Below are 23,657 nucleotides of genomic sequence, written 5' to 3'. Positions count from 1 at the left end.
GGGGTTTTTTTTCGTCCTATTGTTGAAACCAAGCGCAACAAAGGCGCGCTCACGCACTTACTTGGGATCTTTGCCAAGAATCGCCTTCAAGTCTTCTTTCAACGACGACATCTGGTTCGCATACTTTTCTTTGCGTTCAGCGTCTTCGATAAGCTGCACGACGGTTTCCGACAGCGTAACGCCACGTCGGCGCGCCAGGGCAGCCAATCGTTGCCAAACCAAAAACTCCAGATCGATAGATTTTTTACGCGTATGCTGATGTTCTGCGTTAAAATGACGTTTACGGCGGGCGCGGATCGTTTGTTTCATCCGGTTATCCAGTTCCGGATTCATGTGAGCGGCAATCCATGCAAGTACCTTTACCGGCTCATTTTCCAGCTTCAGCAGCTCGTTAACCGCCTCCTGAGCAGCGCTGTTTTCAATGTAGCGGGTAATGAGTTCCCCTTCCCGATGTTTCTTCACCAGGTACTTCCATTTCCAACCGCTCTCCAGATTTTCCAGTTGCTGATATTTCATCTTGAGCTCTTCAGTGACCGCGTAACTTCAAATAAGCATAACAGCTTTGCGCCAAATTTCCCCGGCAATTAAGCCGTCTTTTAGACTGTTTTTTGCACAGTCACCGCGCGATGTCAAACTCCCTGATGCCAACTGGCACTCCGCATGTATCAAGCCGCCGTTATTCTTGTATAATCGCCCTTTCCCTTTTTAACGATTGCATCTAACACTTTGACCAATAACCGACTTGAATGGCAATCTTTATTGCCGGACGTAACGCCTTATCAGGCGATATTTGATACCGCCGCTCAGTTGGCACCCGTGCCCTTTTCCGCCATTCAGCCTCGGCTGGAAAATGCCCTGACGCTATTTTGCCACCCCCAATCGCCACCGCGTTTCATGCTGTTGAAGGCGCAAGAAACACGAGAGTATCTGGAACTGATCGCTCACGCCGTCACGCCACTGCTGCCGAAAAACACGGCATGCCGCGGCAGCCACTATGTCATTCAGGATGGCAAAGTCAGCGTAGAGCCGGCCAGCCGTGGCGATGAACCTTTTGCCGCCGGCGGCGCTTGCCTGTTCCAGGAGTGGGTTGAGCCGGAGCAACTGTTTGGCTGCGTACGGATCCACAATGGCGACATCACCCTGCAGCCGGGTCTGGTGCACCAGGCCAACGGCGGCATTTTGATTCTGTCGGCCCGTGCCCTGTTGGCTCAGCCGTTGCTATGGCTGCGGCTGAAGCAAATGATCGGCCAACGTCAGTTCCATTGGGTTTCGCCAGACGAAACCCGCCCGCTGCCGGTAGCCATTCCGCCAATGCCGCTGGAGCTGCGGCTGATTGTGGTCGGCGATCGCCACGGCCTGGCCGATTTTCACGATATCGAGCCGGAACTGAGTGAACAAGCGGTCTACGGTGAATTCGAAGACGATCTGCAGCTGACTGAAGTTGATGATATGGCGCAGTGGTGCGGCTACGTCAATGGCGTGATTGCCGACCAGCAGTTGCCGATGCTGGCGAGCGACGCCTGGGCGCCGCTGATCGTTCAGGCCGTGCGTTACAGTGGCGACCAGGGCATCCTGCCACTCTCGCCGGTTTGGCTTGGCCAGCAGCTGTCCGAAGCCGCACTGTATGCCGAAGAAGATCGCATTACGGCCAAAGCGTTCGAAGCGGCGTTAAATGCCCGCGAATGGCGTGAAAGCTATCTGGCCGAACGTATGCAGGATGAAATCGAGCTGGGCCAGATTCTGATTGAGACCGAGGGTGAAGTGATCGGGCAAATCAACGGCCTGTCAGTCCTGGATTATCCCGGCCATCCACGCAGTTTTGGCGAACCGTCGCGCATCAGTTGCGTTGTGCACCTCGGCGACGGCGAGTTCACCGACGTCGAGCGCAAAGCCGAACTGGGTGGCAACCTGCACGCTAAAGGCATGATGATCATGCAGGCGTTTTTGATCGCCGAGCTGGATCTGGATCAGCAGTTACCCTTCTCCGCTTCCATCGTCTTTGAGCAATCTTACGGTGAAGTAGACGGCGACAGCGCCTCGCTGGCTGAACTGTGCGCGTTGATCAGCGCCCTGTCACAGCAACCGATCACCCAGCAGATCGCCGTCACCGGCTCCGTCGACCAATTCGGCAACGTACAGCCGATAGGTGGCGTTAACGAAAAGATCGAAGGTTTCTTCGAGGTTTGTTTGCGCCGCGGCCTGACGGGCAAACAGGGCGTCGTATTGCCCGCGACCAACGTGCGCCACCTGTGCCTGCGCCAGGATGTCGTCGACGCGGTACGCGAAGGGCAATTCCATCTGTGGGCGGTAGAGAGCGCGGCGGAAGCCTTGCCTTTGCTCACAGGTTGCCTCTACTCTGACGAACAACAGCCGAACTTGTTGGCGGCCATTCAGGAACGGATTGCGCAGGTGAGCCTGCAGGAACGCCGTCGTCCGTGGCCGCTGCGCTGGCTCAACTGGTTCAACCACGGCTGATCGGACTTGTTCAGCGTACACGTGTTAGCTAACCTGCGTCCTTCATTAAAATAAGGCTTACTGAGAACATGGTAGATAAACGCGATTCCTATACGAAAGAAGACCTCGAAGCATCCGGCCGTGGCGAGCTGTTCGGCGCCGGTGGCCCACCGTTGCCGGCAGGTAACATGTTGATGATGGACCGCGTGGTCAAGATGACCGAAGACGGCGGAACTCACAACAAAGGTTATGTGGAAGCGGAGCTGGATATTAATCCGGACCTATGGTTCTTCGGTTGCCACTTTATCGGCGATCCGGTCATGCCAGGCTGCCTGGGCCTGGATGCGATGTGGCAGCTGGTCGGTTTCTACCTCGGTTGGCTGGGTGGCGAAGGCAAAGGCCGCGCGCTGGGCGTCGGTGAAGTCAAGTTTACCGGCCAGGTGCTGCCAACCGCGAAGAAAGTGACCTACCGCATTAACTTCAAACGCGTCATCACCCGCAAGCTGATCATGGGCGTCGCCGATGGCGAAGTGCTGGTTGACGGCGAAGTGATCTATACCGCCACCGATCTGAAAGTGGGCCTGTTCAAGGACACCACAGCGTTCTGATCACGCTGAGGAGAAGGCGGCCATCGTCTTCCTCTTCGCATGCCATCACGCCCAGCGTGATGGCATTTCTTTCACTTCTCGTTTAAAGACTACTCACCTCATTTAATTGCCCGCTGCCGAAACGTTTTCTCCCCCCCCTGTCTCCACCCTATTCCTACCCGAACGCAGGCCAGTTGAGCGAGGCCCCTCCCCGCAGCCCGCACCGACGCGATAGCGGTTTTTTGCATCCGGTCATTTTCTTGCCCCTCAAAATCGCCTAGTATAGCCATCATGTAACTACAATAAATGTATCCACAAAGAGGCGATATGCAAAAAACCCGCTTTAGCGATACACCTTGCCCCGTCGCACGTTCGTTAGATCGCGTCGGAGAATGGTGGAGCATCCTGATCCTGCGTGATGCCTTTCAGGGGTTGTCCAAGTTCGACGAATTCCAACAAAGTCTGGGGATTTCACCCACTCTCCTGGCCCGACGCCTGAAGGATTTAGTGGCCCACGGCATTCTGCATAAGCAACGTTATCAAACGCGGCCGGTTCGCTATCAATATCTGCTCACCGAACGCGGCAACGACTTTCTTCCCGTACTGGCCGCTCTCTCACAATGGGGCAATCGCCATTTGATCGACGGTGACATTAGCGCCTTGTTAGTCGACGGCCGCACCGATCGGCCGATCCAGGTCCAGTTGATCAACGTCGAGACCCAACAGCAGGTGCCGCCGCAGTTTATTACGTTGGCACCGGGGCCTGCGGCAAATGACGGCATACGTCAACGCGCCGAACTGATGCGGCAGCGGCGCCTCGCCGATTTATCCGAACTCACCAAGGAGCAGTCATGAGCAATCGTCGTATCGTTATTACCGGCATGGGCGCCGTTTCACCGTTAGGGTGCGGCGTGGAGACCATCTGGCAACGTTTATTAAAAGGAGAGTCCGGCATTCGGGCTTTGCCTGACGAGATCGTTGCAGATTTGCCGGTCAAGGTCGGGGGGCAAGTCCCCGAACTGGCGCAAGATGCCGAGGCGGGATTCAACCCAGACGCGTCCGTCGCCCCCAAGGACCAAAAGAAAATGGATCGCTTTATTCTGTTTGCCATGGCGGCGGCGGATGAAGCCGTTCGTCAGGCCGGCTGGATAGCCGATACGGAGGAAAAACAAGAGCGAACCGCCACCGTCATCGCCTCGGGCATTGGCGGCTTCCCGGCCATTGCCCAGGCAGTGCGCACTACGGACAGCCGCGGCGCCAAGCGCCTGTCGCCATTCACCATCCCCTCTTTCCTGGTCAATCTGGCGGCCGGTCACGTTTCCATCAAGCATCACTTCAAAGGCCCGATTGGCGCACCGGTCACCGCCTGTGCGGCCGGCGTGCAGGCCATTGGCGACGCGGTGCGTATGATCCGCAATGATGAGGCCGATATCGCCCTGTGCGGCGGTACCGAAGCCGCTATCGACACCGTTAGCCTGGGCGGATTCGCCGCCGCGCGCGCCATGTCCACTGCACCGGCCGAGTTGGCGCGACAGGCCTCCCGGCCTTTCGACAGCGCCCGGGACGGTTTTGTCATGGGGGAAGGCGCCGGCATGCTGGTGATTGAAACGCTGGAGCATGCGCGGGCGCGCGGCGCTACGCCGCTCGCGGAAATCGTCGGCTATGGCACCAGCGCCGACGCCTACCACATGACCTCCGGCGCTGAAGACGGCAACGGCGCCTATCGGGCGATGAAAATCGCGTTGAAGCAGGCGAATATCGCCCCGGAAGAGGTTCAGCATTTAAACGCGCACGCGACTTCGACACCCGTAGGCGATTTAGGCGAAATCAATGCCATCAAGCACCTGTTTGGCACTGCCGGGACTGTCGCCGTGACCTCGACGAAATCAGCGACCGGGCACCTGCTCGGCGCCGCCGGCGGGCTGGAAACCATCTTTACCGCCCTGGCTCTGCGCGATCAGATAGCTCCTGCAACGCTGAATCTGGACAATCCCGATCCGGCGGCGGCAGGCTTGCATCTGGTCGCGAAACGGGCTGAATCGATGGACATGACCTACGCCTTATCAAACGGCTTCGGCTTTGGCGGCGTGAATGCGAGTATTTTACTGAAACGCTGGCAGGACGAATAAACGGCACAAACAAAAACCTCCGCCAAGGGCGGAGGTTATTCCTTTTATTTGACAGGGAGCCGCTTAAGCGGTCACAGCCCTGTCTTCCATGGCTTCTCGCCAACCTCCCAGCCATTGAGACCGGGCGTCCACCGATGATTGGTAGGGACAATGTTCCCTGGAACGCCCTAAAATACCTGCCTGATACCCTCTCGAATGCGCCCTTTCCAGACGATCGCGTTTCTGTCTCTTCATGCCTCGTTTCCCTCATTTTGGTCTGGTGGAAAGAAAACAATGGCTGCTTTTTGCGCAGCCACGAGTAATCAATAGCGCTAAAAGAAGAGAAGATCAATGCGCAAAATTCACGCCAATGTCATATTTGTGAGCTACGCCCGAGGAAAGTGCTAAGTGGCTGATCTGCCGGGGAAGGGTTTAACCGTTTGAAATTAAATAGAAATCCCTGCCAGCGAAAAAAACCGAATTTTCACGCTGACAGGGATTAGACGATTTTAGACCAAATTATGACTAAATGCCGCCCATCTGTGCTGCGATAGCCTGAGCTTCCTGCTGCCAGCCCTGCGCCAGGGTGCGCACCAGGGCATCATAGCCGTCCTCGCCCTGTTTCAATTCCAGGCTGAAAGGCCGTTTGATCAAGCGCCCCTGGCGGTTCAGCACCCACTCGCCGCGAACGATCGCCTTGCCGTCAAAACGGCCGTGGAAGCCGCTGACGGTGACGTTGAGCACATCCTGATCGCTGCTCATCGGCTGCGAAGAGACCACCCAGCCCGGCAGCGCACTGCTCAGGTTGGTGACCAGCGTTTGCTGCAGCTGCTGGTCGAGCGGGCTGGCCCACAGATTGTTCTGCGCTATCACATACTGCACGTCGTTGGTCTGATACACCACGCCGCTCTGCGCCAGATAATCCGCCACGCTCACGTGCTCCAGCCACAGCTGGCGCGTGGAGGCGCCGCTGCTGCTGGCCGCGGCCGGCGCACCCAGCGCCGGCAACTGATAGTAGGTCTTCTGTGGCGAACTGCTGCAGGCGCTGAGCAACAGCGCCAGGGCTACCGGGATCCATTTCATCATTTCGTGGCCTTCTTCGGCTGAGGGTCAGTGCTGCCGGCGGCTTCAAACACCAGCGCGTTGCTCTTCTCATTCAGGGTGCGCAGCACCGGTTGCAGCTCACGCAACACCTGGTCGAGGCGCTGCATATCGCCCACCATCTTGTTGTAAGCCGGCGAACCAGGCTGGAACCCTTTCATGCTGCGGTTCAGCTCCAGCAGGGTTTTCTGCATGTCCTGCGGCAGCGCCTGCATCTCTTTGCTGGCGATGATGTCGTTCAGCGACTTCATGGTCTGCTGCGTCGATTTCATGGTTTTCTGACTTTCCGCCAGCGTTTTGGTCGCTTCGTTGATCATCGGATTGATCGGCATCGAATTAATCTTATCCAACGTCTGCATCAGTTTCTGCTGGATCTGCGCCAGACCGCCGCTGGTGGTCGGCATCAGCGGATAACCGAACAGCTCGCGCGGCCCTTTCCACGGTTTCTCCTGCGGATAGAAGTCGAGATCGATGTACAGCGAACCGGTCAGCAGGTTGGCGGACTTCATCGAGGCGCGCATGCCGCGGGACTCGGCGTCTTTCAAATGCCCTTCGATATCGAAATTGCCGCCCAGCTCTTTCTGGAAGCGATCCGGCTCGATGCGGATCAACACCGGAATGCGGTAATCGTTGTCCAGGCGCTGCGCCATCCCCTCTTTGTAGAACGGCACCTGCGCCACCGTGCCCAGACGAATGCCGCGGAACTCGACCGGGGCGCCCGGCTGCAGGCCGCGCACCGAGTCGGAGAAGAACAGCAGGTAGTCCTTATGCACGGTATACAGCGAATCCTGCGTGCTGCGCTGGTTGTCGAACAGCTGGTACTCCGCCTTCTCTTTCGCCTGTTCGCCGCGATCCCAGCCCTCCGGCACGTCAAAACTGACGCCGCCGCTGAACAGGGTGGTCAGCGACCCCATCTCCACCCGCATGCCCTGCGCCGACATGTCGAACGCCACGCCGCTGTCTTTCCAGAAGCGCACGTTGGTGGTAACCAGCTGATCGTAAGGCGCGGTAATGAACAGCTGATAGCGCATGGCGCGCGTTTTAGGATCGAAATAGCTGGTTTCCACCGAGCCGACGCGGTAGCCGCGGAACAGCACCGGATCGCCGGCGTTGAGCTGGCCCGATCTTTCGCTGTCCAGCACGATGCGCAGCCCTTTGGCATCCGGAGAGGCCAGCGGCGGCGCGTCGAGCAGCTGATAGTTGTCTTTGCCGTCTTTGCCCTTGTTGCCCGGCTGCAGTTCGATATAGGCGCCGGAGAGCAGCGTGCCCAGCCCGGAGACGCCTTCACGGCCGATCTGCGGCTTCACCACCCAGAAGGCGGAGTCCTGGCGCAGCAATTTCTCCATGCCGGAATTAAGGCGCGCCTGCACCATCACCTTGCTCAGATCCTCGCTCAGCGTGACAGTTTCCACCACGCCGACGTCCACGCTGCGGCTTTTGATTTTGGTTTTACCCGCTTCCAGCCCTTCCGCCGTCGTGGTGACCAGCGTCACTACCGGCCCCTGATGGCTGAAGTGGTAAAACAGGATCCAGGCGCCGATCAGCGCGGTCACGATGGGAATGATCCACACCGGCGACCAGCGCTTGATCTTCTCGACGTCCGCGACGCTATGATTATTTTCCGTCACCTTGCGGCTCCTTGTTGATTGTTTCACTTGCGCGATCCCAGGTCAGCCGGGGATCAAATGTCATGGCGGCGAACATGGTGAGGATCACCACCAGCGCGAACAGCACGGCGCCCGTCGCGGGGTAAATGCTCATCAACTGCCCCATTCGCACCAGCGCCGACAATACGGCGATCACAAACACGTCGATCATTGACCAGCGGCCAACGAATTCGACCACTTCATAAATCAGATGCATGCGCTCGCTGTCGGCGCGCGGTTTCTTCCTGCCGTTGGCATCCCAGCACAGCCAGCCGATCGCCAGCATTTTCAGCGACGGCACCATGATACTGGCGATGAAAATCACCAGCGCCACCGGATAAGAGCCGTCGCCCCACAGCAGGATCACCCCCGCCATGATGGTGGAGTTCATTTTGTTGCCCAGCGCCTCGGTCACCATGATCGGCATAAGGTTGGCCGGAATGTACAGCATGACGGAGGTCACCAGCAGCGCCAGCGTCCACTGCAGGCTGTGGCGGCGACGCACGTAGCCGTTGGTGTGGCAGCGCGGGCAGCGCACCTGATTGGCCGGCAGGATCGCCGTGCAGCAGGCGCAAGAGCGCACGCCCTGCCGCATGCCGGTGCGCCCCACCGTCAGCGGGCGATCGAGGCGCGGCGCCGGTTCGATGTCCTGCCACAGCCAGCGCCGATCCACGCACTGGAAGGCGCGCACCTGCAGCAGGCAGAACAGGCAATAAGGCACGAAGCTGCTGCCGATGCCGATATCGCCGTAGGCCATCAGCTTGACGAAGCTGACCAGCACCCCGGCGAGGAAAATTTCCACCATGCACCAGGTCTTGAACTGGAACAGCACCCGGGCCATCCACTCTTTCAGCCCCAGCGGCAAACGCACTTTGGCACACAGCAGAATGATCGCCACCATGCAAAACGCCGGGATCAGCTGCACGAACACCATAAACAGCGTGGCCATGCTGGCGTAGTCTTCCGCCACCATGACTTCCGGAATTTGAATCAGCCGGATTTCATTGCCGATGCCGGCGACGCGCATGTTGATAAACGGGAAAATGTTGGCCAGCACCAGCATGAACAGGGCGCTGAGGGCGTAACCGATCGGCCGCTTGCGCGGCTCGTCCCAGCGGGCGCTGAGCGTGGTTTTGCAGCGCGGGCAGACCGCTTTGCTGCCATAGGCCAGCGGCGGCAGCGCCACCAGCATGTCGCACTGCGGGCACAGCATCAGGTTATCCTGGTGCTCCGCCGAAGGTGCGGAATGACTATGCTGCTGATGATTGTTGTGGGAACACACCATATTCCTCCTAAATAACGTTGCTCACCGGCACGTCGATACCGCCCGCAGCAGCGCGCGGGCGGTATCGCAACGGTCAGCCGTTTTTCATCGCTTCCAGCTCTTCCCAGCGGGCGAAGGCCTGCTCGAGCGCCTGCTCGGCGTTAGCCAGCGCCGTCAGCACTTGTTGCGTTTCGCTGTGCGGCCGCGTGAAGAAGTCGGCGTCGCTCATCTGCGCCTGCAGCGCTTCGATCTCCGCCTCCAGCTGTTCGAGCCGCTGCGGCAACTGTTCCAGTTCGCGCAGCAGGTTGTAACTCAGCTTGGCCGCCGCTTTCTTCGGCTGTTCGGCCTTTTTCTCCGCCGCCGGTTTGCTCGCGCTCGGCGCCGCCTGACGAATCGGTTTCGCCGTGGCGCGCTGATGATGCGCATCGTAGTAACCGCCGACGAAGGCGTTGATCACGCCGTTGCCTTCGAAGATCCAACACTCGGTCACCGAGTTGTCGACGAACTGACGATCGTGGCTGACCAGCAGCACGGTGCCCTGATAGCCGTCAATCAGCTCTTCCAGCAGCTCCAGCGTTTCGACGTCGAGATCGTTGGTTGGTTCATCGAGGATCAGCAGATTGCTCGGTTTCAGAAACAGCTTAGCCAACAGCAGGCGGTTACGCTCACCGCCCGACAGCGCCTTCACCGGCGTCATCGCGCGTTTCGGGTGGAACAGGAAGTCCTGCAGGTAGCCCAAGACGTGACGAGGACGACCGTTGACCATCACTTCCTGTTTGCCTTCCGCCAGGTTGTCCATCACCGTGCGCTCCGGATCGAGATCCGCGCGGTGCTGATCGAAATAGGCCACTTCCAGCTTGGTGCCGCAGTGCACGCGGCCGCTGTCGGCTTTCAGCTGACCGAGCATCAGTTTCAGCAGCGTGGTTTTGCCGCAGCCGTTCGGCCCCACCAGCGCAATCTTGTCGCCGCGCTGTACCTGGGCGGAAAAATCGCGCACCAGCACTTTTTCGCCCACCTGATAATTGACGTTTTCCAGCTCGAACACGATTTTGCCGGAGCGGGTCGCCTCTTCCACCTGCATCTTGGCGGTGCCCATCACTTCGCGGCGCTGCGAACGCTCGACGCGCAGCGCCTTCAGCGCACGCACGCGGCCTTCGTTACGGGTACGGCGCGCCTTGATGCCCTGACGGATCCAGACCTCTTCCTGCGCCAGCTTGCGATCGAACTCGGCGTTTTGCAGCTCTTCCACCCGCAGCGCTTCTTCTTTGCTCTGCAGATACAGATCGTAATTGCCCGGCCAGGAAACCAGCTTGCCGCGATCCAGATCGACGATGCGCGTCGCCATGTTGCGGATAAACGAACGGTCGTGCGAGATGAAGACGATGCTGCCGTCGAACTCTTTCAGGAAGCCTTCCAGCCAGTCGATGGTTTCGATATCCAGGTGGTTGGTCGGTTCGTCGAGCAACAGCACGCGCGGCGAGCTCACCAGCGCGCGGCCCAGAGCCGCTTTACGCAGCCAGCCGCCCGACAGCGAGGAAAGCTCGGCGTCGCCGTTCAGCCCCAGCTGCAGCAGCACTTCGCTGATGCGGCTGTCGAGCTGCCACAGCCCCTGGTGATCGAGGATCTCCATGATTTGCGCCATGCGCGCCAGATTTTTCTCGCTAGGGTCGCTCTCCACCAGATGGGAAATCGCATGGTACGCCTTCAGGTGTTCCGCCTGCTCCGCGACGCCTTCGGCCACGAAGTCGAACACGCTGCCGCCGATATTGCGCGGCGGATCCTGTTGCAGGCGCGCCACGATCAGATCCTGCTCGTAGATCACCCGGCCGTCGTCCAGCGGGATCTCTTTGCCGAGGATCTTCAGCAGCGTGGATTTGCCGGCGCCGTTGCGCCCGACCAGACACACGCGCTCGTTGTCTTCGATATGAATTTCGGTGTTGTCTAAAAGCGGCGCATCGCTGAAAGAGAGCCAGGCGCCGGACATGCTGATTAACGACATAGTAATTATTTTCCTTCGCCGGCGTGAGTCACCAGCCAGCAGTTGTGGATCTGACGGTTACGGGCAAAGTCCTGCGACAGCGTCTTGGCGGTGATCTCTTTCGCCTCCAGGCCCAGCGCGCTCAGCCCTGCCATATCCATTTGGAAACCGCGCTTGTTGTTCGAGAACATGATGGTCCCGTTGCGGCGCAGCAACCGTTTCAAATCTTTCATCAGCGCCAGATGATCGCGCTGCACGTCAAAAGTGTTCTCCATCCGCTTGGAGTTGGAGAACGTCGGCGGATCGATGAAGATCACGTCGAACTGTTCGTTGGCGTTGCTCAGCCACGACAGGCAGTCGGCCTGGATCAGCCGATGCTGACGGCCGGTCAGGCCGTTGGCGCGCAGGTTCTTCTCCGCCCATTCCAGGTAGGTACGCGACATGTCCACCGTGGTGGTGCTGCGCGCGCCGCCCAGCCCGGCGTGCACGCTGGCGGTGCCGGTATAGGCAAACAGGTTGAGGAAGTCCTTGCCGCCGCTCATCTCGCCCAGCATGCGGCGCGCAATACGGTGATCGAGGAACAGGCCGGTATCGAGATAGTCGGTCAGGTTAACCCACAGCTTGGCGTTATACTCTTCCACCAGCAGGAACTCGCCCTTCTGCGCCAGCTTCTCGTACTGATTCTTGCCCTTCTGCCGCTCGCGAGTTTTCAGGATCAGCTGATTCGATGGCAATTCCAGCACCGCCAGCGTCGCGTTGATCACATCGAACAGGCGTTGACGCGCTTTCTGCGCATCGACGGTTTTCGGCGGCGCATACTCCTGCACCACCACCTTGCTGCCGTAACGATCCACCGCGACGTTGTATTCTGGCAGATCGGCATCGTACAAGCGGTAGCATTCAATGCCCTGCTGTTTCGCCCACTTGTCGAGCTTCTTCAAGTTTTTGCGCAGACGGTTGGCGAAATCTTCCGCCACCTGCACGCCGCCGGTAGTGGCGCCGGCCGGGTTCGCCGCCAGCTGATAGTTTTTCTGCACGCACTCCAGCGGGCCGTTCTTCGCCTTGAACTGGCGCTCGGCGCGCAGCTGCAGGCAGCTCAACAGCTCCGGCGAGGCGCTGAACAGCGACAGTTGCCAACCGCCGAAGGCGCTTTTCATCACGCGGCCCAGCATGTTGTGCAGCGCGATCAGCGCCGGTTCGCTTTCCAGACGCTCACCGTACGGCGGATTGCTGATCACGGTGCCGTGCGGGCCTTCCGGCAGCGGATTGGTCAAGCGCGCCACGTCGCCGACGTTGAAAGTGATCAGCTCGGCGACGCCGGCGCGGCGGGCGTTGCCGCGCGCCATCTCAATCACCCGGCGATCGATATCGGAACCGAAGAAGCGAGAGGCGGTTTCCTGCAGGCCCCGGCGCGCGCGCACCTGCGCTTCGGCGGTGACTTCACGCCACAGTTCGGCGTTGTGGCCATTCCAGGCGCTGAAGCCCCAGTGCTGGCGGTGCAGGCCAGGCGCGCGATCGGCGGCGATCATCGCCGCTTCGATCAACAGCGTGCCGGAGCCGCACATCGGATCGAGCATCGGCGTGCCCGGCTGCCAGCCGGAACGCAGCACGATGGCGGCCGCCAGGTTTTCCTTCAGCGGCGCCTGGCCGGTGAGATCGCGGTAGCCGCGCTGATGCAGGCCTTCACCGCTCAGATCGAGGGCCACGCTGGCCATATCGCGTTGCAGGAAGACGTTAACGCGAATATCCGGCTGCTGCTTGGCGACCGTCGGGCGTTGGTCGAGTTTGCGGGTGAAGCTGTCGACGATGGCGTCTTTCACCTTCAGCGCGCCATACTGGCTGTTGCGGATCTCTTCGTTCACGCCGCTGAAATGCACGGCAAAGGTTTTATCCACGCCAAAAATGCTCGGCCAGTCGATCGCCTGCACCCCGAGGTACAGATCCAGATCGCTGTGCACGCGGAATTCGTTCAGTGGCAACAGAATGCGCGAAGCCAGGCGGCTCCACAGCAGGCTTTGGTACAGAAGACGATCGTCACCCTGAAAATGTACCCCACCCTGCACCACTTTGCAGTCGTGAGCGCCAAGCGCTTCCAGCTCGCTTTTTAACAGTTCTTCCAATCCACGCGCCGTGCTGGCAAACAGAGAGTTCATATCGTGCTTATCACCAAAAAGAAAATTGTTGCGCATTATAGCTAATCCGCACCGCTTGTCATAAAGTTGCTCCCTTCTATTTAATAATCGCACGGAGATGAGGGTGATCACGCTTTCCAGACTCTACGTCCATCCGGTTAAATCACTGCGCGGTCTGCAGCTTTCTTACGCTCAGGTCGGCAGCAGCGGTCTGGCCTTCGACCGCAACTTTATGATCACCGAGCCGGATGGCACCTTTATTACCGCGCGCCAATACCCGCAGATGGTGCTGTTCACGCCGGCGCTGCTGCCGGACGGTCTATTCCTGAGCGCGCCGGACGGCGAAAGCGCCGCCATTCGCTTCAGCGACTTCGCCGCCGCGCCGCAGCCGACCGAGGTGTGGGGCAACCATTTCACCGCGCTGATCGCGCCGGATGAGATCAACCGCTGGCTGAGCGGCTATTTCCAGCGCGACGTTGAACTGCGCTGGCTGGGGCCGGAGTTGACCCGACGGGTGAAAAAACACCCCGAAATCCCGCTGACCTTTGCCGACGGCTACCCTTATCTGCTGATTAACCAGGCTTCGTTCAACGATCTGCAGCGGCGTTGCCCCGGCAGCATCAAGCTGGAGCAGTTCCGCCCCAATCTGGTGGTGAGCGGCGCAGCCGCCTGGGCCGAGGACGGTTGGCAGGTGATCCGCGTCGGCGACGTGATGTTCGATCTGGTGAAACCCTGCAGCCGCTGCGTGCTCACCACCGTCAGCACCGAGCGCGGCCGCAAGCACCCGAGCGGCGAACCGCTGAGTACGCTGCAAAAATTCCGCTCCGCCGACAACGGCGATATCGATTTCGGCCAGAACATGATCGCGCGCAGCAGCGGCATCATCCGCGTGGGCGATACGGTGGAAGTGCTGTCGACCAAGCCGCCGCGCCCTTATGGCGCCGGCAAAGTGGTGGAGAGCGTGCAGGCGCCGCAAGACAGCGAGCACAGCGTCACTATCGAATATGAAGGAAAGGTGTTTACCGGCAACAACCAGCAGATCCTGCTCGAACAGCTGGAACAGCAAGGCATTCGCGTGCCTTACTCCTGCCGCGCCGGGATTTGCGGCAGCTGCCGCATTACGTTGTTGAGCGGTGAGGTCGCGCCGCTGAAGAAAAGCGCGCTGGGCGACAACGGCACCATCCTGTGCTGCAGCTGTATCCCAAAAAGTGATTTGACGTTGGCGTAATCCGCCTTATACCGCCCTGTCGTAAGCTGGGGCGGCGCTTTCATCCTGCGCGCAGGGTTTCAGCCGATCGTGCATCACCTTGATGGCGTCGCCCAATACCATGGTGCGGCCGGCGACCGTCAGTTGATTTTGCGCCAGCAGGCACAGGCTGGCGTTATCCCCGGCCTCCACCACCAGCAAGCGCGCTTCCACGCCGCTTTCCATCACCTTCACCGCCGCCAGCTCGCCGTTTTTCGGCTGCAGCGGGTAATGCTGCTGCGAGAAATGCCAGCTCTTCGGCATCAGCGGTTTCAGGAAGCGGTAGGCGACCAGCGCATTCAACACCAGCTCGGCGCGCTGCTCATGGCTGAGTTTGATCTGCTTGCACTGTTCTTCATAGGTGAAATAAAGGGCGGCGTCATCCACGCAAAAAGCGCATTCATCGAAGGCGTCCGGCGTTAACATTTTGGCCGGGAAACGTGAACGGAAGATCATACCATTAGCTAAATCCAGCATTAGCCGATCGTGTTCGGCATCAAAATACCAACGCCAATTATCGTCAGGTTTTATCTTCATTTCGTATCCTTCTCGCTGCCTATGCCAACGCCGCACTCACCCTAAAAGGCGATTTTATCACCGATAAAATAGCTTAAACATCGGATAATTCCGCGAACGATATTTATGCTAACGAACAAAATATAGACGAGCCGGGGGCAGAAATAAACCCCCGGAATAAAATGAGAGGAAAAATATTAGATATGGGTAACGATATCTTTAATCAAACGCGGGCCGTGATAGATAAATCCGGAATAAATTTGCAGCAGGCTCGCGCCGGCCTCCATTTTTTCGCGCGCCGCCGTCAGCGAATCGATGCCGCCCACGCCGATAATCGGCAGGCGCCCTTGCAGTTCGGTGGAAAGACGACGGATCACTTCCGTGCTGCGCGATTGCAACGGACGCCCACTTAATCCGCCTGCTTGTTCGCAGTAATTTAACCCCTGGATCAATTTTCGATCCAAGGTGGTATTGGTGGCGATCACGCCATCGATATTATGCCGCACCAGGCTATCGGCAATTTGGATCAATTCGTCTTCTGAAAGATCCGGCGCGATCTTTACCGCCACCGGCACATATTTGTGATGGCGCGCATGTAATTCCTGCTGCTTATTTTTAATCGCAGCCAAAAGATCGTCCAGCGCTTCGCCATACTGTAAGGATCGTAACCCCGGGGTATTCGGTGAAGAGATGTTAATCGCGATATAACCGGCATACGGATAAACTTTATCCATGCAGATCAAATAATCGTCTTTACCCTGTTCGACCGGGGTGTCTTTATTCTTGCCGATATTGATCCCAAGAATGCCGCCGAAATGGGATTTCTTAACGTTTTCAACCAGATTGTCCACGCCATGGTTATTGAACCCCATGCGGTTGATCAGGCCTTCCGCCTCAATCACGCGGAACAAGCGCGGCTTGTCGTTGCCCGGCTGCGGGCGCGGCGTCACGGTGCCGACTTCCACATGGCCGAAGCCCATCGCGCCGAACGCATCGATGCATTCGCCGTTTTTATCCAGACCGGCGGCCAATCCCAACGGGTTTTTAAACGACAGCCCCATGCAGCTGACCGGTTTGGTCGGCACGGACTGACGGACAAGAAACGCTAATGGGGTGCCGGTAATACGGCTGAGCTGACGAAAGGTCACTTCGTGCGCGCGCTCGGGATCGAGCTGGAACAACGCTTTCCTGATGAGGGGGTAGTACATGGACTCTCCTGATTTCCCGGTTGCAAACCGGGGGCGTATTATCCGGTATCCCCCGCCTAATTGGAATTGATTAAAGGCAAAAAAAGCGGTTTTTACGCAATCGTTTTCCCGCTTCACCGCCAAATCGGCGCCAATCCGCTTTTGCGCATATCCAAATCAAAAAATGAGATTTAAAAAACGCGCCCGGTTGCTGGTAGGTTTAAAACACTTCTCATTGATTTTCTAATTAAACCTAACTTTTAGTTATAAGGAGTGGCAATGCGCGTTATATCACTGGCCGGCAGCCCACGCATCCCATCACGTTCCGCCGCACTGCTCGCGCTGAGCCAGAACTGGCTGCGGCAGCAAGGGGTGGAAGTGACGGCTTATACCCTGCACGACTTCGATGCCGAAGACCTGCTGTATGCCAACTTCAACAGCCCGGCGATCAAGGCGTTTGCCGACCAGCTGGCGCAGGCCGACGGCCTGCTGATTTCCACGCCGGTTTATAAAGCGTCGTTTTCCGGTGCGCTGAAGACCTTGCTGGATCTGCTGCCGGAACGAGCTCTGGATCATAAGGTGGTGCTGCCGCTGGCGACCGGCGGTTCTGTCGGCCACATGCTGGCGGTGGACTATGCGCTCAAACCGGTGCTGGCAGCGCTGAAAGCGCAGGAAGTGCTGCACGGCGTATTCGCCGACGACAGCCAGATCCAACTGACCGGCGAAGGCGCCACGCTCACCGACGCCGTCGCCGCCCGGCTGGAAGAGGCGCTGGCCAGTTTCTATCTGGCGCTTGGCCGCCGCAAACCGCCCGCGCTGCGCGTCGCCTCGCCGCTGGCGGCACGTCAGACCGCCTGAAAGGCCTGGAAAAGGAGAGCCTGAATGAAAGAACGCATCGCTTTACGGCGCTGGCTCAGCGCCGCTACCCTCACCGGCCTGCTGTCGTTGGTTTGGGCCACTGCCGCCGCCGCGCAGGATCCGGCGCAGTTCCGCATCGGCTACCAAAAAGGATCGGTCAGCCTGGTGCTGGCGAAGAGCCACCGGCTGCTGGAGGAACGTTTCCCCGCCACCCGCATCAGCTGGATCGAGTTTCCCGCCGGCCCGCAAATGCTCGAGGCCTTGAACGTCGGCAGCATCGATCTGGGCAGCACCGGCGATATTCCGCCGATCTTCGCGCAGGCCGCCGGCGCGGACCTGCTGTATGTCGGCGTCGAGCCGCCCAAACCGAAGGCGGAGGTGATCCTGGTGCCGGAAAATAGCCCGATCAAAACCGTCGCCGATCTGAAAGGCCATAAGGTCGCTTTCCAGAAAGGATCCAGCTCGCACAACCTGCTGTTGCGATCGCTGCAAAAGGCCGGCCTGAAATTTACGGATATCCAGCCCGCCTATCTGACCCCCGCCGATGCGCGCGCCGCCTTCCAGCAGGGCAACGTCGATGCCTGGGCCATCTGGGATCCTTATTATTCCGCCGCGCTGCTGCAGGGCGGCGTACGGGTGCTCGGCGACGGCACCGATCTGAACCAGACCGGTTCCTTCTATCTGGCGGCGCGCCCCTACGCCGAAGCCAATGGCAGCTTTATCAGCCAGGTTCTGACCGTGCTGACCCAGGCCGATGCGCTCACCCGCAGCGACCGGGCGCAAAGCGTGACCCTGCTGGCCAACGCCATGGGGCTGCCCGAACCGGTGATCGCCAGCTATCTGGATCACCGCCCGCCGACCGCCATCACACCGCTCGATGCGCAGACGATCGCCGCGCAGCAGCAAACCGCCGACCTGTTTTACGCCAACCGGCTGGTGCCGGTGAAGGTCGACATCTCACAACGCATCTGGCGCCCAAGCGCGCAATAAACAATGGGAGAACACTGACGATGAGCCTGAACGTTTTCTGGTTTTTACCCACCCACGGCGATGGCCACTATCTCGGCAGCGCACAGGGGGCGCGCAGCGTCGATCACGGTTACTTGCAGCAGATCGCCCAGGCGGCGGATCGGCTGGGATTCGGCGGCGTATTGATCCCCACCGGCCGCTCGTGCGAAGACTCCTGGCTGGTGGCCGCCTCGCTGATCCCGGTCACCCAGCGGCTGAAGTTTTTGGTCGCGCTGCGGCCGGGCATCATCTCCCCTACGCTGGCGGCGCGCCAGGCGGCGACGCTGGATCGCCTGTCCAACGGGCGCGCGCTGTTCAATCTGGTCACCGGCGGCGATCCGGAAGAGCTGGCGGCGGAGGGGTTGCATCTCAATCATGAAGAGCGCTACGAAGCCTCAACCGAGTTCACCCACATTTGGCGCCGGGTGCTGGAAGGCGAAACCGTCGATTTCGACGGCAAGCACATTCAGGTGAAAGGCGCCAAACTGCTGTTCCCGCCGGTGCAGCAGCCGCGCCCGCCGCTCTATTTCGGCGGATCCTCCGCCGCCGCGCAGGATCTGGCCGCCGAACAGGTAGAAATGTATCTCACCTGGGGAGAGCCGCCGGCGCAGGTTAAAGAGAAAATCGAAGAGGTGCGCGCCAAAGCGGCGGCGAAAGGCCGCCAGGTACGCTTCGGTATCCGCCTGCATGTCATCGTGCGGGAAACCACCGAAGAGGCCTGGCGCGCCGCCGATCGGCTGATCGCCCACCTCGATGAGGAAACCATCGCCGACGCGCAGCAGGCCTTTGCGCGCTTCGATTCCGTCGGCCAACGGCGCATGGCGGCGCTGCACGGCGGCAAGAAGGACAACCTGGAGATCAGCCCGAACCTGTGGGCCGGCATCGGCCTGGTGCGCGGCGGCGCCGGCACCGCGCTGGTGGGCGATGGCCCGACGGTCGCGGCGCGCATGCAGGAATATGCCGATCTGGGCATCGACACCTTTATTCTCTCCGGCTATCCGCATCTGGAAGAGGCCTACCGCGTCGGCGAACTGCTGTTCCCGCACCTCGATCTGGCGCAGGAGGAAACGCCCGCGCGCCTTCAGCCGGTGCGCCCGCAGGGCGAAGTGGTGGCCAACATTTATGTTCCGCAAAAAGTGTCGCAGAGCTGAGGAGCGCCCCGATGGCAAAGAACGCGCAACGCATCCTGTATCGGCTGGCCCCCTGGGCGCTGCCGCTGGCGCTGGTGATCCTCTGGCAGATCGCCGTCGAAACCGGCTGGCTGTCCAACCGCATTTTGCCGGCGCCGAGCGCGGTGCTGGCCGCCTTCTGGAGCCTGAGCCAAAGCGGCGAACTGTGGCAGCACCTGAGCATCAGCAGCCAGCGCGCGCTGATCGGCTTTGCCATCGGCGGTAGCATCGGGCTGATTCTCGGCTTTATTACCGGGCTGTCGCGCTGGGGCGAACGCCTGCTGGACAGCTCGGTGCAAATGATCCGCAACGTGCCGCACCTGGCGCTGATCCCGCTGGTGATCCTGTGGTTCGGCATCGATGAATCCGCCAAGATCTTTCTGGTGGCGCTCGGTACGCTGTTCCCGATTTATCTCAATACCTATCACGGCATCAAGAACATCGATCGCGGCCTGTTGGAGATGGCCCGCAGCTACGGCCTGAGCGGTTTCCGCCTGTTTACGCAGGTGGTGCTGCCGGGCGCGCTGCCGTCGATTATGGTCGGCGTGCGTTTCGCTCTCGGCTTCATGTGGCTGACGCTGATCGTCGCCGAAACCATTTCGGCCAATTCGGGCATCGGCTACCTGGCGATGAACGCGCGTGAATTCCTGCAAACCGACGTGGTGGTGGTGGCGATCGTGCTGTACGCCCTGCTCGGCAAGCTGGCGGACGTGGGCGCACAGCTGCTGGAGCGCGTCTGGTTGCGCTGGCATCCGGCCTATCAACTCAAACAGGGAGAAGCGCTATGACCCTTCCCGCTCGCCTTGCGCAAGGCACGCCGGTGACGCTGGAGTCCATCGGCAAAGGTTACGGCAACCGCACCGTGCTGGACAATATTCAACTGCGCATTTCCGCCGGGCAGTTCGTGGCGGTGGTCGGCCGCAGCGGCTGCGGCAAGAGCACCCTGCTTCGCCTGTTGGCCGGCCTGGAACAACCCAGCAGCGGCGCGCTGCTCAGCGGCAACGCGCCGCTTGCCGCCGCTAAAGAGGATACCCGGCTGATGTTTCAGGATGCGCGCCTGCTGCCGTGGAAAACGGTGATCGACAACGTGGGCCTGGGGCTGCGCGGAAAGTGGCGCGATGCGGCGCTGCAGGCGCTGGACGCGGTCGGCTTGGCGGATCGCGCCCGCGACTGGCCGGCGGCGCTGTCCGGCGGGCAAAAGCAGCGGGTCGCCCTGGCGCGCGCGCTGATCCACCGCCCTCGCCTGCTGCTGCTGGATGAACCGCTCGGTGCGTTGGATGCCCTGACGCGCATCGAGATGCAGGGGCTGATAGAAACGCTGTGGCAACAGCACGGTTTTACCGTACTGCTGGTCACGCACGACGTCAGCGAAGCCATCGCGCTGGCGGATCGGGTGATCCTGATCGAAGAGGGGCGTATCGGGCTGGATCTGACTCTCGATCTGCCGCGGCCGCGCCGCAAAGGTTCCGCCCGGCTAGCGGAACTGGAGGCCGAAGTGCTGGAGCGGGTGTTATCACCGCCGGCCACAGCGGCCAGCGGCCGTCGGGCGGCGAATTGAAGGGATGAAAAAAGGGACGGCGCAGGCCGTCCCTTGATCTATCCAGCGCGAAAAGATCAGGCGTCGAGCGCCTTGCTGATCTTCTCGTACAGATCGCCGGACAGGTTTTCCAATCCTTTCAGCTGTTCCAGCGCCTTGCGCATCAGCGCCTGGCGGCCCGCGTCGTAACGCTTCAGGCGAATCAGCGGTTCAATCAGGCGCGCGGCGATCTGCGGGTTGCGCTGGTTGAGATCGCTGAGGATCTCCGCCAGGAACTGATAGCCGCTGCCGTCCGCGGCATGGAACGCCGCCGGGTTGCCGGAAGCGAAGCCGCCGATCAGCGAACGGGTGCGGTTCGGGTTGCTCAGGCTGAACGAACGGTGTTGCAGCAGCGCGCGCACCTTGCTCAGCACGTCTGCCGCCGGGCTGCTGCCCTGCAGCACGAACCATTTATCCATCACCAGGCCATCCTGATGCCAGCGTTCGTCGAACGCCGCCAGCAGCGCATCGCGGCACGGCAGCTGGGCCGCGACCGCAGCAGACAGCGCCGCCAGCGAGTCGGTCATGTTGTCCGCCTGGCGATACTGTTCGCTCACCAGCTGATCCGCCAGCGCCACATCTTCGCCGAACGCCAGATAGCCCAGGCACACATTACGCAAGGCGCGCTTGGCGATCTCGGCGTGCTCCACGCGGTAGCCGTCGGTCTTGTTGGCGTGATATACCGCCAGCCACTCATCGGCCAGCTCCCGCGCCAGGCAGCGAACGATCGCTTCATGCACCGCGGCGATCGCTTCCGGATCGATGGTGGCGAACAGCTCGGCGATTTCGTTCTCCGACGGCAACGTCAGGATCTGCGCCGCCAGCGCCGGATCCAGTTTTTCGTCCAACAGCACTGCGCGGAACGCATCGGCCACGTGCAGCGGCAGCGACAGCGGCTGCTTCTGCTGGTGCCGCGCCACGTTCAGCTTGATATAGGTCGCCAGCAGGCTCTGCGCCGCATCCCAACGCGCAAATTCATTGCGCGCGTGCTGCATCAGGAAGGTCAGCTGCTGATCGCTGTACGGATAGTCCAGCTTCACCGGCGCGGAGAATTCGCGCAGCAGCGACGGCACCGGCTTATGCGCCACGCCGTCGAACACGAAGGTTTGCTCCGCTTCGGTGACGTTCAGCACGTTATTGACCGGCAGGCCGCCCTTTTGCAATGGAATGACGTTGCCTTCGCTGTCGTACAGTTCGATATCCAGCGGGATATGCAGCGGCAATTTCTCCGGCTGATCGGCGGTCGGCGCGGTTTGCTGGCTGACATGCAGGCGATACTGCTGGGTTTCCGCGTCGTAATCGTCGCGAACCGTCAACAGCGGCGTGCCGGACTGGCTATACCAACGGCGGAAACGCGACAGATCGACGTTGGACGCGTCCTCCATCGCCTGCACGAAATCGTCGCAGGTGGCGGCGCTGCCGTCGTGGCGTTCGAAATAGAGCTGCATCCCTTTCTGGAAGTTCTCCTCCCCCAGCAAGGTGTGCATCATGCGGATCACTTCGGAACCCTTTTCATACACCGTCAGGGTGTAGAAGTTGTTCATCTCGATCACTTTATCCGGGCGGATGGCGTGTGCCATCGGGCTGGCGTCTTCGGCGAACTGCGCGCCGCGCATCACGCGCACGTTGTCGATGCGGTTGACCGAACGCGATCCCAGATCGGAACTGAACTCCTGGTCGCGGAACACCGTCAGCCCCTCTTTCAGGCTGAGCTGGAACCAGTCGCGGCAGGTTACGCGGTTACCGGTCCAGTTGTGGAAGTATTCGTGGCCGATCACCGCTTCAATGTTCAGGTAATCCTTGTCGGTGGCGGTTTCCGCCTTCGCCAGCACGTATTTGGAGTTAAAGATGTTTAATCCTTTGTTCTCCATCGCGCCCATATTGAAGAAATCGACCGCCACAATCATATAAATGTCGAGATCGTATTCCAGGCCGAAGCGGGTCTCGTCCCACTTCATCGAGTTCTTCAGCGACGTCATCGCCCAGTCGGCGCGATCCAGGTTGCCGCGATCGACGAACAGCTCCAGCGCGACCTTACGGCCGGAACGGGTGGTGAAGCTGTCGCGCAGCACGTCGAAGTCTCCCGCCACCAGCGCGAACAGGTAGCAAGGTTTCGGGAACGGATCCTGCCATTGCACCCAGTGGCGGCCATCGGCCAATTCGCCCTGGCCGATGCGGTTGCCGTTCGACAGCAGGAACGGATAGCGCGCCTTGTCGGCCTCGATGCGGGTGGTAAAGCGCGCCAGCACGTCCGGGCGATCCTGATAATAGGTAATGTGGTGGAAACCTTCGGCTTCGCATTGCGTGCACAGCGCATCGCCGGACAGGTACAGCCCTTCCAGCGCGGTGTTTTTCGCCGGGTGAATGTCGTTGACGATGGTGAGAGTGAATTGTGCCGGCAACGCTTCGATGATCAGTTGGTTATCCTGCTGGCGGTAGGCGCTCCACGGTTGGCCGTCCACCTGAATGCTCACCAGCGTCAGATCTTCGCCATCCAGCACCAGCGGTGCGTCGGCCGCGCCCTGACGTTTGATTTTACTGACGGCGGTCACGCGCGTGGTTTCCGCGTCCAGACTGAAGTCCAAATCGATATCGGTCGTGGTGTAATCGGGCGCGCGATAATCGTGGCGGTATTTTGCCTGTGGCTGTTGTGTCATAAAAACCCTTAAACGTCTCGGTGAGTTATAGGTGCCAGGCCGCTCTTCTGCTTCGTACCGCAGCCGGAGTGTTCCCCTGCGGCGCGCGGTGGGCCTGAATTGTGAATAAACTGTATCACAGCTGGCCGAAAAGCCCAGAGCCGCCGGGCGACCACGAGAGAGAAATCAGA

Annotated in this window: 20 protein-coding genes; 10 read left to right on the top strand and 10 right to left on the bottom strand. The window is 60.1% G+C overall.

Translation table 11 applies throughout. The features are described from left to right. Positions 1-57: 57 nt before the first annotated feature. Positions 58-516 (bottom strand): macrodomain Ter protein MatP, encoded by a 459-nt coding sequence (gene matP / locus ACJ8HH_RS04545; RefSeq protein ID WP_004928138.1) that lies wholly within the window; start codon positions 514-516, stop codon positions 58-60. 210 nt (positions 517-726) lie between these two features. On the opposite strand from matP, the gene ACJ8HH_RS04540 reads away from it, so the two are divergent. From ACJ8HH_RS04540 to fabF, 4 genes are all read left to right on the top strand, one after another. Then, positions 727-2,475: an AAA family ATPase gene (locus ACJ8HH_RS04540; protein ID WP_033646573.1), complete on the top strand. Its 1,749-nt coding sequence runs from the start codon at positions 727-729 to the stop codon at positions 2,473-2,475. Positions 2,476-2,543: 68 nt separating this feature from the next. Next, positions 2,544-3,062: a bifunctional 3-hydroxydecanoyl-ACP dehydratase/trans-2-decenoyl-ACP isomerase gene (fabA, locus tag ACJ8HH_RS04535; protein WP_004928144.1), complete on the top strand. Its 519-nt coding sequence runs from the start codon at positions 2,544-2,546 to the stop codon at positions 3,060-3,062. A gap of 306 nt (positions 3,063-3,368) precedes the next feature. After that, positions 3,369-3,896 carry a winged helix-turn-helix transcriptional regulator gene (locus ACJ8HH_RS04530; protein ID WP_033637890.1) on the top strand — a complete coding sequence of 176 codons (528 nt, stop codon included), beginning with the start codon at positions 3,369-3,371 and terminating at the stop codon, positions 3,894-3,896. Further along, entirely contained in the window at positions 3,893-5,170 is a 1,278-nt protein-coding gene (gene fabF, locus ACJ8HH_RS04525; RefSeq protein WP_060387545.1) for a beta-ketoacyl-ACP synthase II, read from the top strand. The genes ACJ8HH_RS04530 and fabF overlap by 4 nt, the downstream gene beginning before the upstream one ends. A gap of 63 nt (positions 5,171-5,233) precedes the next feature. Here fabF and rmf read toward each other — a convergent pair whose 3' ends face one another. The 6 genes from rmf to rlmKL all read right to left on the bottom strand — a co-directional run bounded on the left by rmf (position 5,234) and on the right by rlmKL (position 13,291). Continuing rightward, positions 5,234-5,404 (bottom strand): ribosome modulation factor, encoded by a 171-nt coding sequence (rmf, locus tag ACJ8HH_RS04520; protein ID WP_004928150.1) that lies wholly within the window; start codon positions 5,402-5,404, stop codon positions 5,234-5,236. A 270-nt stretch (positions 5,405-5,674) separates the two neighbouring features. Then, the gene (pqiC, locus tag ACJ8HH_RS04515) at positions 5,675-6,235 is read right to left on the bottom strand and encodes a membrane integrity-associated transporter subunit PqiC (protein ID WP_039566678.1); all 561 of its coding nucleotides are present in this window, start codon (positions 6,233-6,235) and stop codon (positions 5,675-5,677) included. Continuing rightward, on the bottom strand, positions 6,232-7,878 hold the full coding sequence (pqiB, locus tag ACJ8HH_RS04510) for an intermembrane transport protein PqiB (protein WP_033646578.1): 1,647 nt from the start codon (positions 7,876-7,878) through the stop codon (positions 6,232-6,234). Before pqiB ends, pqiC begins: the two co-directional genes overlap by 4 nt. Then, complete coding sequence (pqiA, locus tag ACJ8HH_RS04505) at positions 7,865-9,181, bottom strand: membrane integrity-associated transporter subunit PqiA (RefSeq protein WP_071883795.1); 1,317 nt, start codon at positions 9,179-9,181, stop codon at positions 7,865-7,867. The genes pqiB and pqiA overlap by 14 nt, the downstream gene beginning before the upstream one ends. A 73-nt stretch (positions 9,182-9,254) precedes the next feature. After that, positions 9,255-11,159, bottom strand: a complete 1,905-nt coding sequence (locus tag ACJ8HH_RS04500; protein ID WP_033637886.1) for an ABC transporter ATP-binding protein — start codon at positions 11,157-11,159, stop codon at positions 9,255-9,257. A 5-nt stretch (positions 11,160-11,164) separates the two neighbouring features. After that, positions 11,165-13,291 (bottom strand): bifunctional 23S rRNA (guanine(2069)-N(7))-methyltransferase RlmK/23S rRNA (guanine(2445)-N(2))-methyltransferase RlmL, encoded by a 2,127-nt coding sequence (gene rlmKL / locus ACJ8HH_RS04495; RefSeq protein ID WP_089185444.1) that lies wholly within the window; start codon positions 13,289-13,291, stop codon positions 11,165-11,167. A 103-nt stretch (positions 13,292-13,394) separates the two neighbouring features. Here rlmKL and ACJ8HH_RS04490 point away from each other — a divergent pair, with 103 nt between their 5' ends. After that, positions 13,395-14,498, top strand: a complete 1,104-nt coding sequence (locus ACJ8HH_RS04490; RefSeq protein ID WP_043147166.1) for a YcbX family protein — start codon at positions 13,395-13,397, stop codon at positions 14,496-14,498. A 6-nt stretch (positions 14,499-14,504) separates the two neighbouring features. On the opposite strand, the gene ACJ8HH_RS04485 is transcribed toward ACJ8HH_RS04490, so the two are convergent. Both ACJ8HH_RS04485 and pyrD read right to left on the bottom strand, forming a co-directional pair. Then, positions 14,505-15,053 (bottom strand): cell division protein ZapC, encoded by a 549-nt coding sequence (locus tag ACJ8HH_RS04485; protein ID WP_033637882.1) that lies wholly within the window; start codon positions 15,051-15,053, stop codon positions 14,505-14,507. 176 nt (positions 15,054-15,229) lie between these two features. Further along, the gene (gene pyrD, locus ACJ8HH_RS04480) at positions 15,230-16,240 is read right to left on the bottom strand and encodes a quinone-dependent dihydroorotate dehydrogenase (RefSeq protein WP_033646580.1); all 1,011 of its coding nucleotides are present in this window, start codon (positions 16,238-16,240) and stop codon (positions 15,230-15,232) included. Positions 16,241-16,498: 258 nt separating this feature from the next. Between pyrD and ssuE the strand changes: the two genes are divergently transcribed. The 5 genes from ssuE to ssuB are packed head-to-tail and all read left to right on the top strand — an operon-like array spanning position 16,499 to position 20,812. After that, complete coding sequence (ssuE, locus tag ACJ8HH_RS04475; RefSeq protein ID WP_033646581.1) at positions 16,499-17,077, top strand: NADPH-dependent FMN reductase; 579 nt, start codon at positions 16,499-16,501, stop codon at positions 17,075-17,077. 24 nt (positions 17,078-17,101) lie between these two features. After that, a complete protein-coding gene (locus ACJ8HH_RS04470) occupies positions 17,102-18,067 on the top strand; it encodes a sulfonate ABC transporter substrate-binding protein (protein WP_033646583.1) in 966 nt (321 codons plus the stop codon). Between the two features lie 20 nt (positions 18,068-18,087). Then, positions 18,088-19,236: an FMNH2-dependent alkanesulfonate monooxygenase gene (gene ssuD, locus ACJ8HH_RS04465; RefSeq protein WP_033646584.1), complete on the top strand. Its 1,149-nt coding sequence runs from the start codon at positions 18,088-18,090 to the stop codon at positions 19,234-19,236. A gap of 11 nt (positions 19,237-19,247) precedes the next feature. Then, on the top strand, positions 19,248-20,042 hold the full coding sequence (gene ssuC / locus ACJ8HH_RS04460) for an aliphatic sulfonate ABC transporter permease SsuC (protein WP_033646585.1): 795 nt from the start codon (positions 19,248-19,250) through the stop codon (positions 20,040-20,042). Beyond that, positions 20,039-20,812, top strand: coding sequence for an aliphatic sulfonates ABC transporter ATP-binding protein (ssuB, locus tag ACJ8HH_RS04455; RefSeq protein ID WP_039566685.1), 774 nt, complete (start codon positions 20,039-20,041; stop codon positions 20,810-20,812). The genes ssuC and ssuB overlap by 4 nt, the downstream gene beginning before the upstream one ends. A gap of 56 nt (positions 20,813-20,868) precedes the next feature. On the opposite strand, the gene pepN is transcribed toward ssuB, so the two are convergent. Continuing rightward, a complete protein-coding gene (gene pepN, locus ACJ8HH_RS04450; RefSeq protein ID WP_039566687.1) occupies positions 20,869-23,487 on the bottom strand; it encodes an aminopeptidase N in 2,619 nt (872 codons plus the stop codon). Positions 23,488-23,657: the final 170 nt, after the last annotated feature.

Source organism: Serratia sp. CY32780, assembly GCF_052169135.1.
Taxonomy (GTDB): domain Bacteria; phylum Pseudomonadota; class Gammaproteobacteria; order Enterobacterales; family Enterobacteriaceae; genus Serratia; species Serratia sarumanii.
The sequence above is the reverse complement of the archived record's forward strand: the minus strand, read 5'-3'. Positions and strand labels throughout refer to the sequence as shown.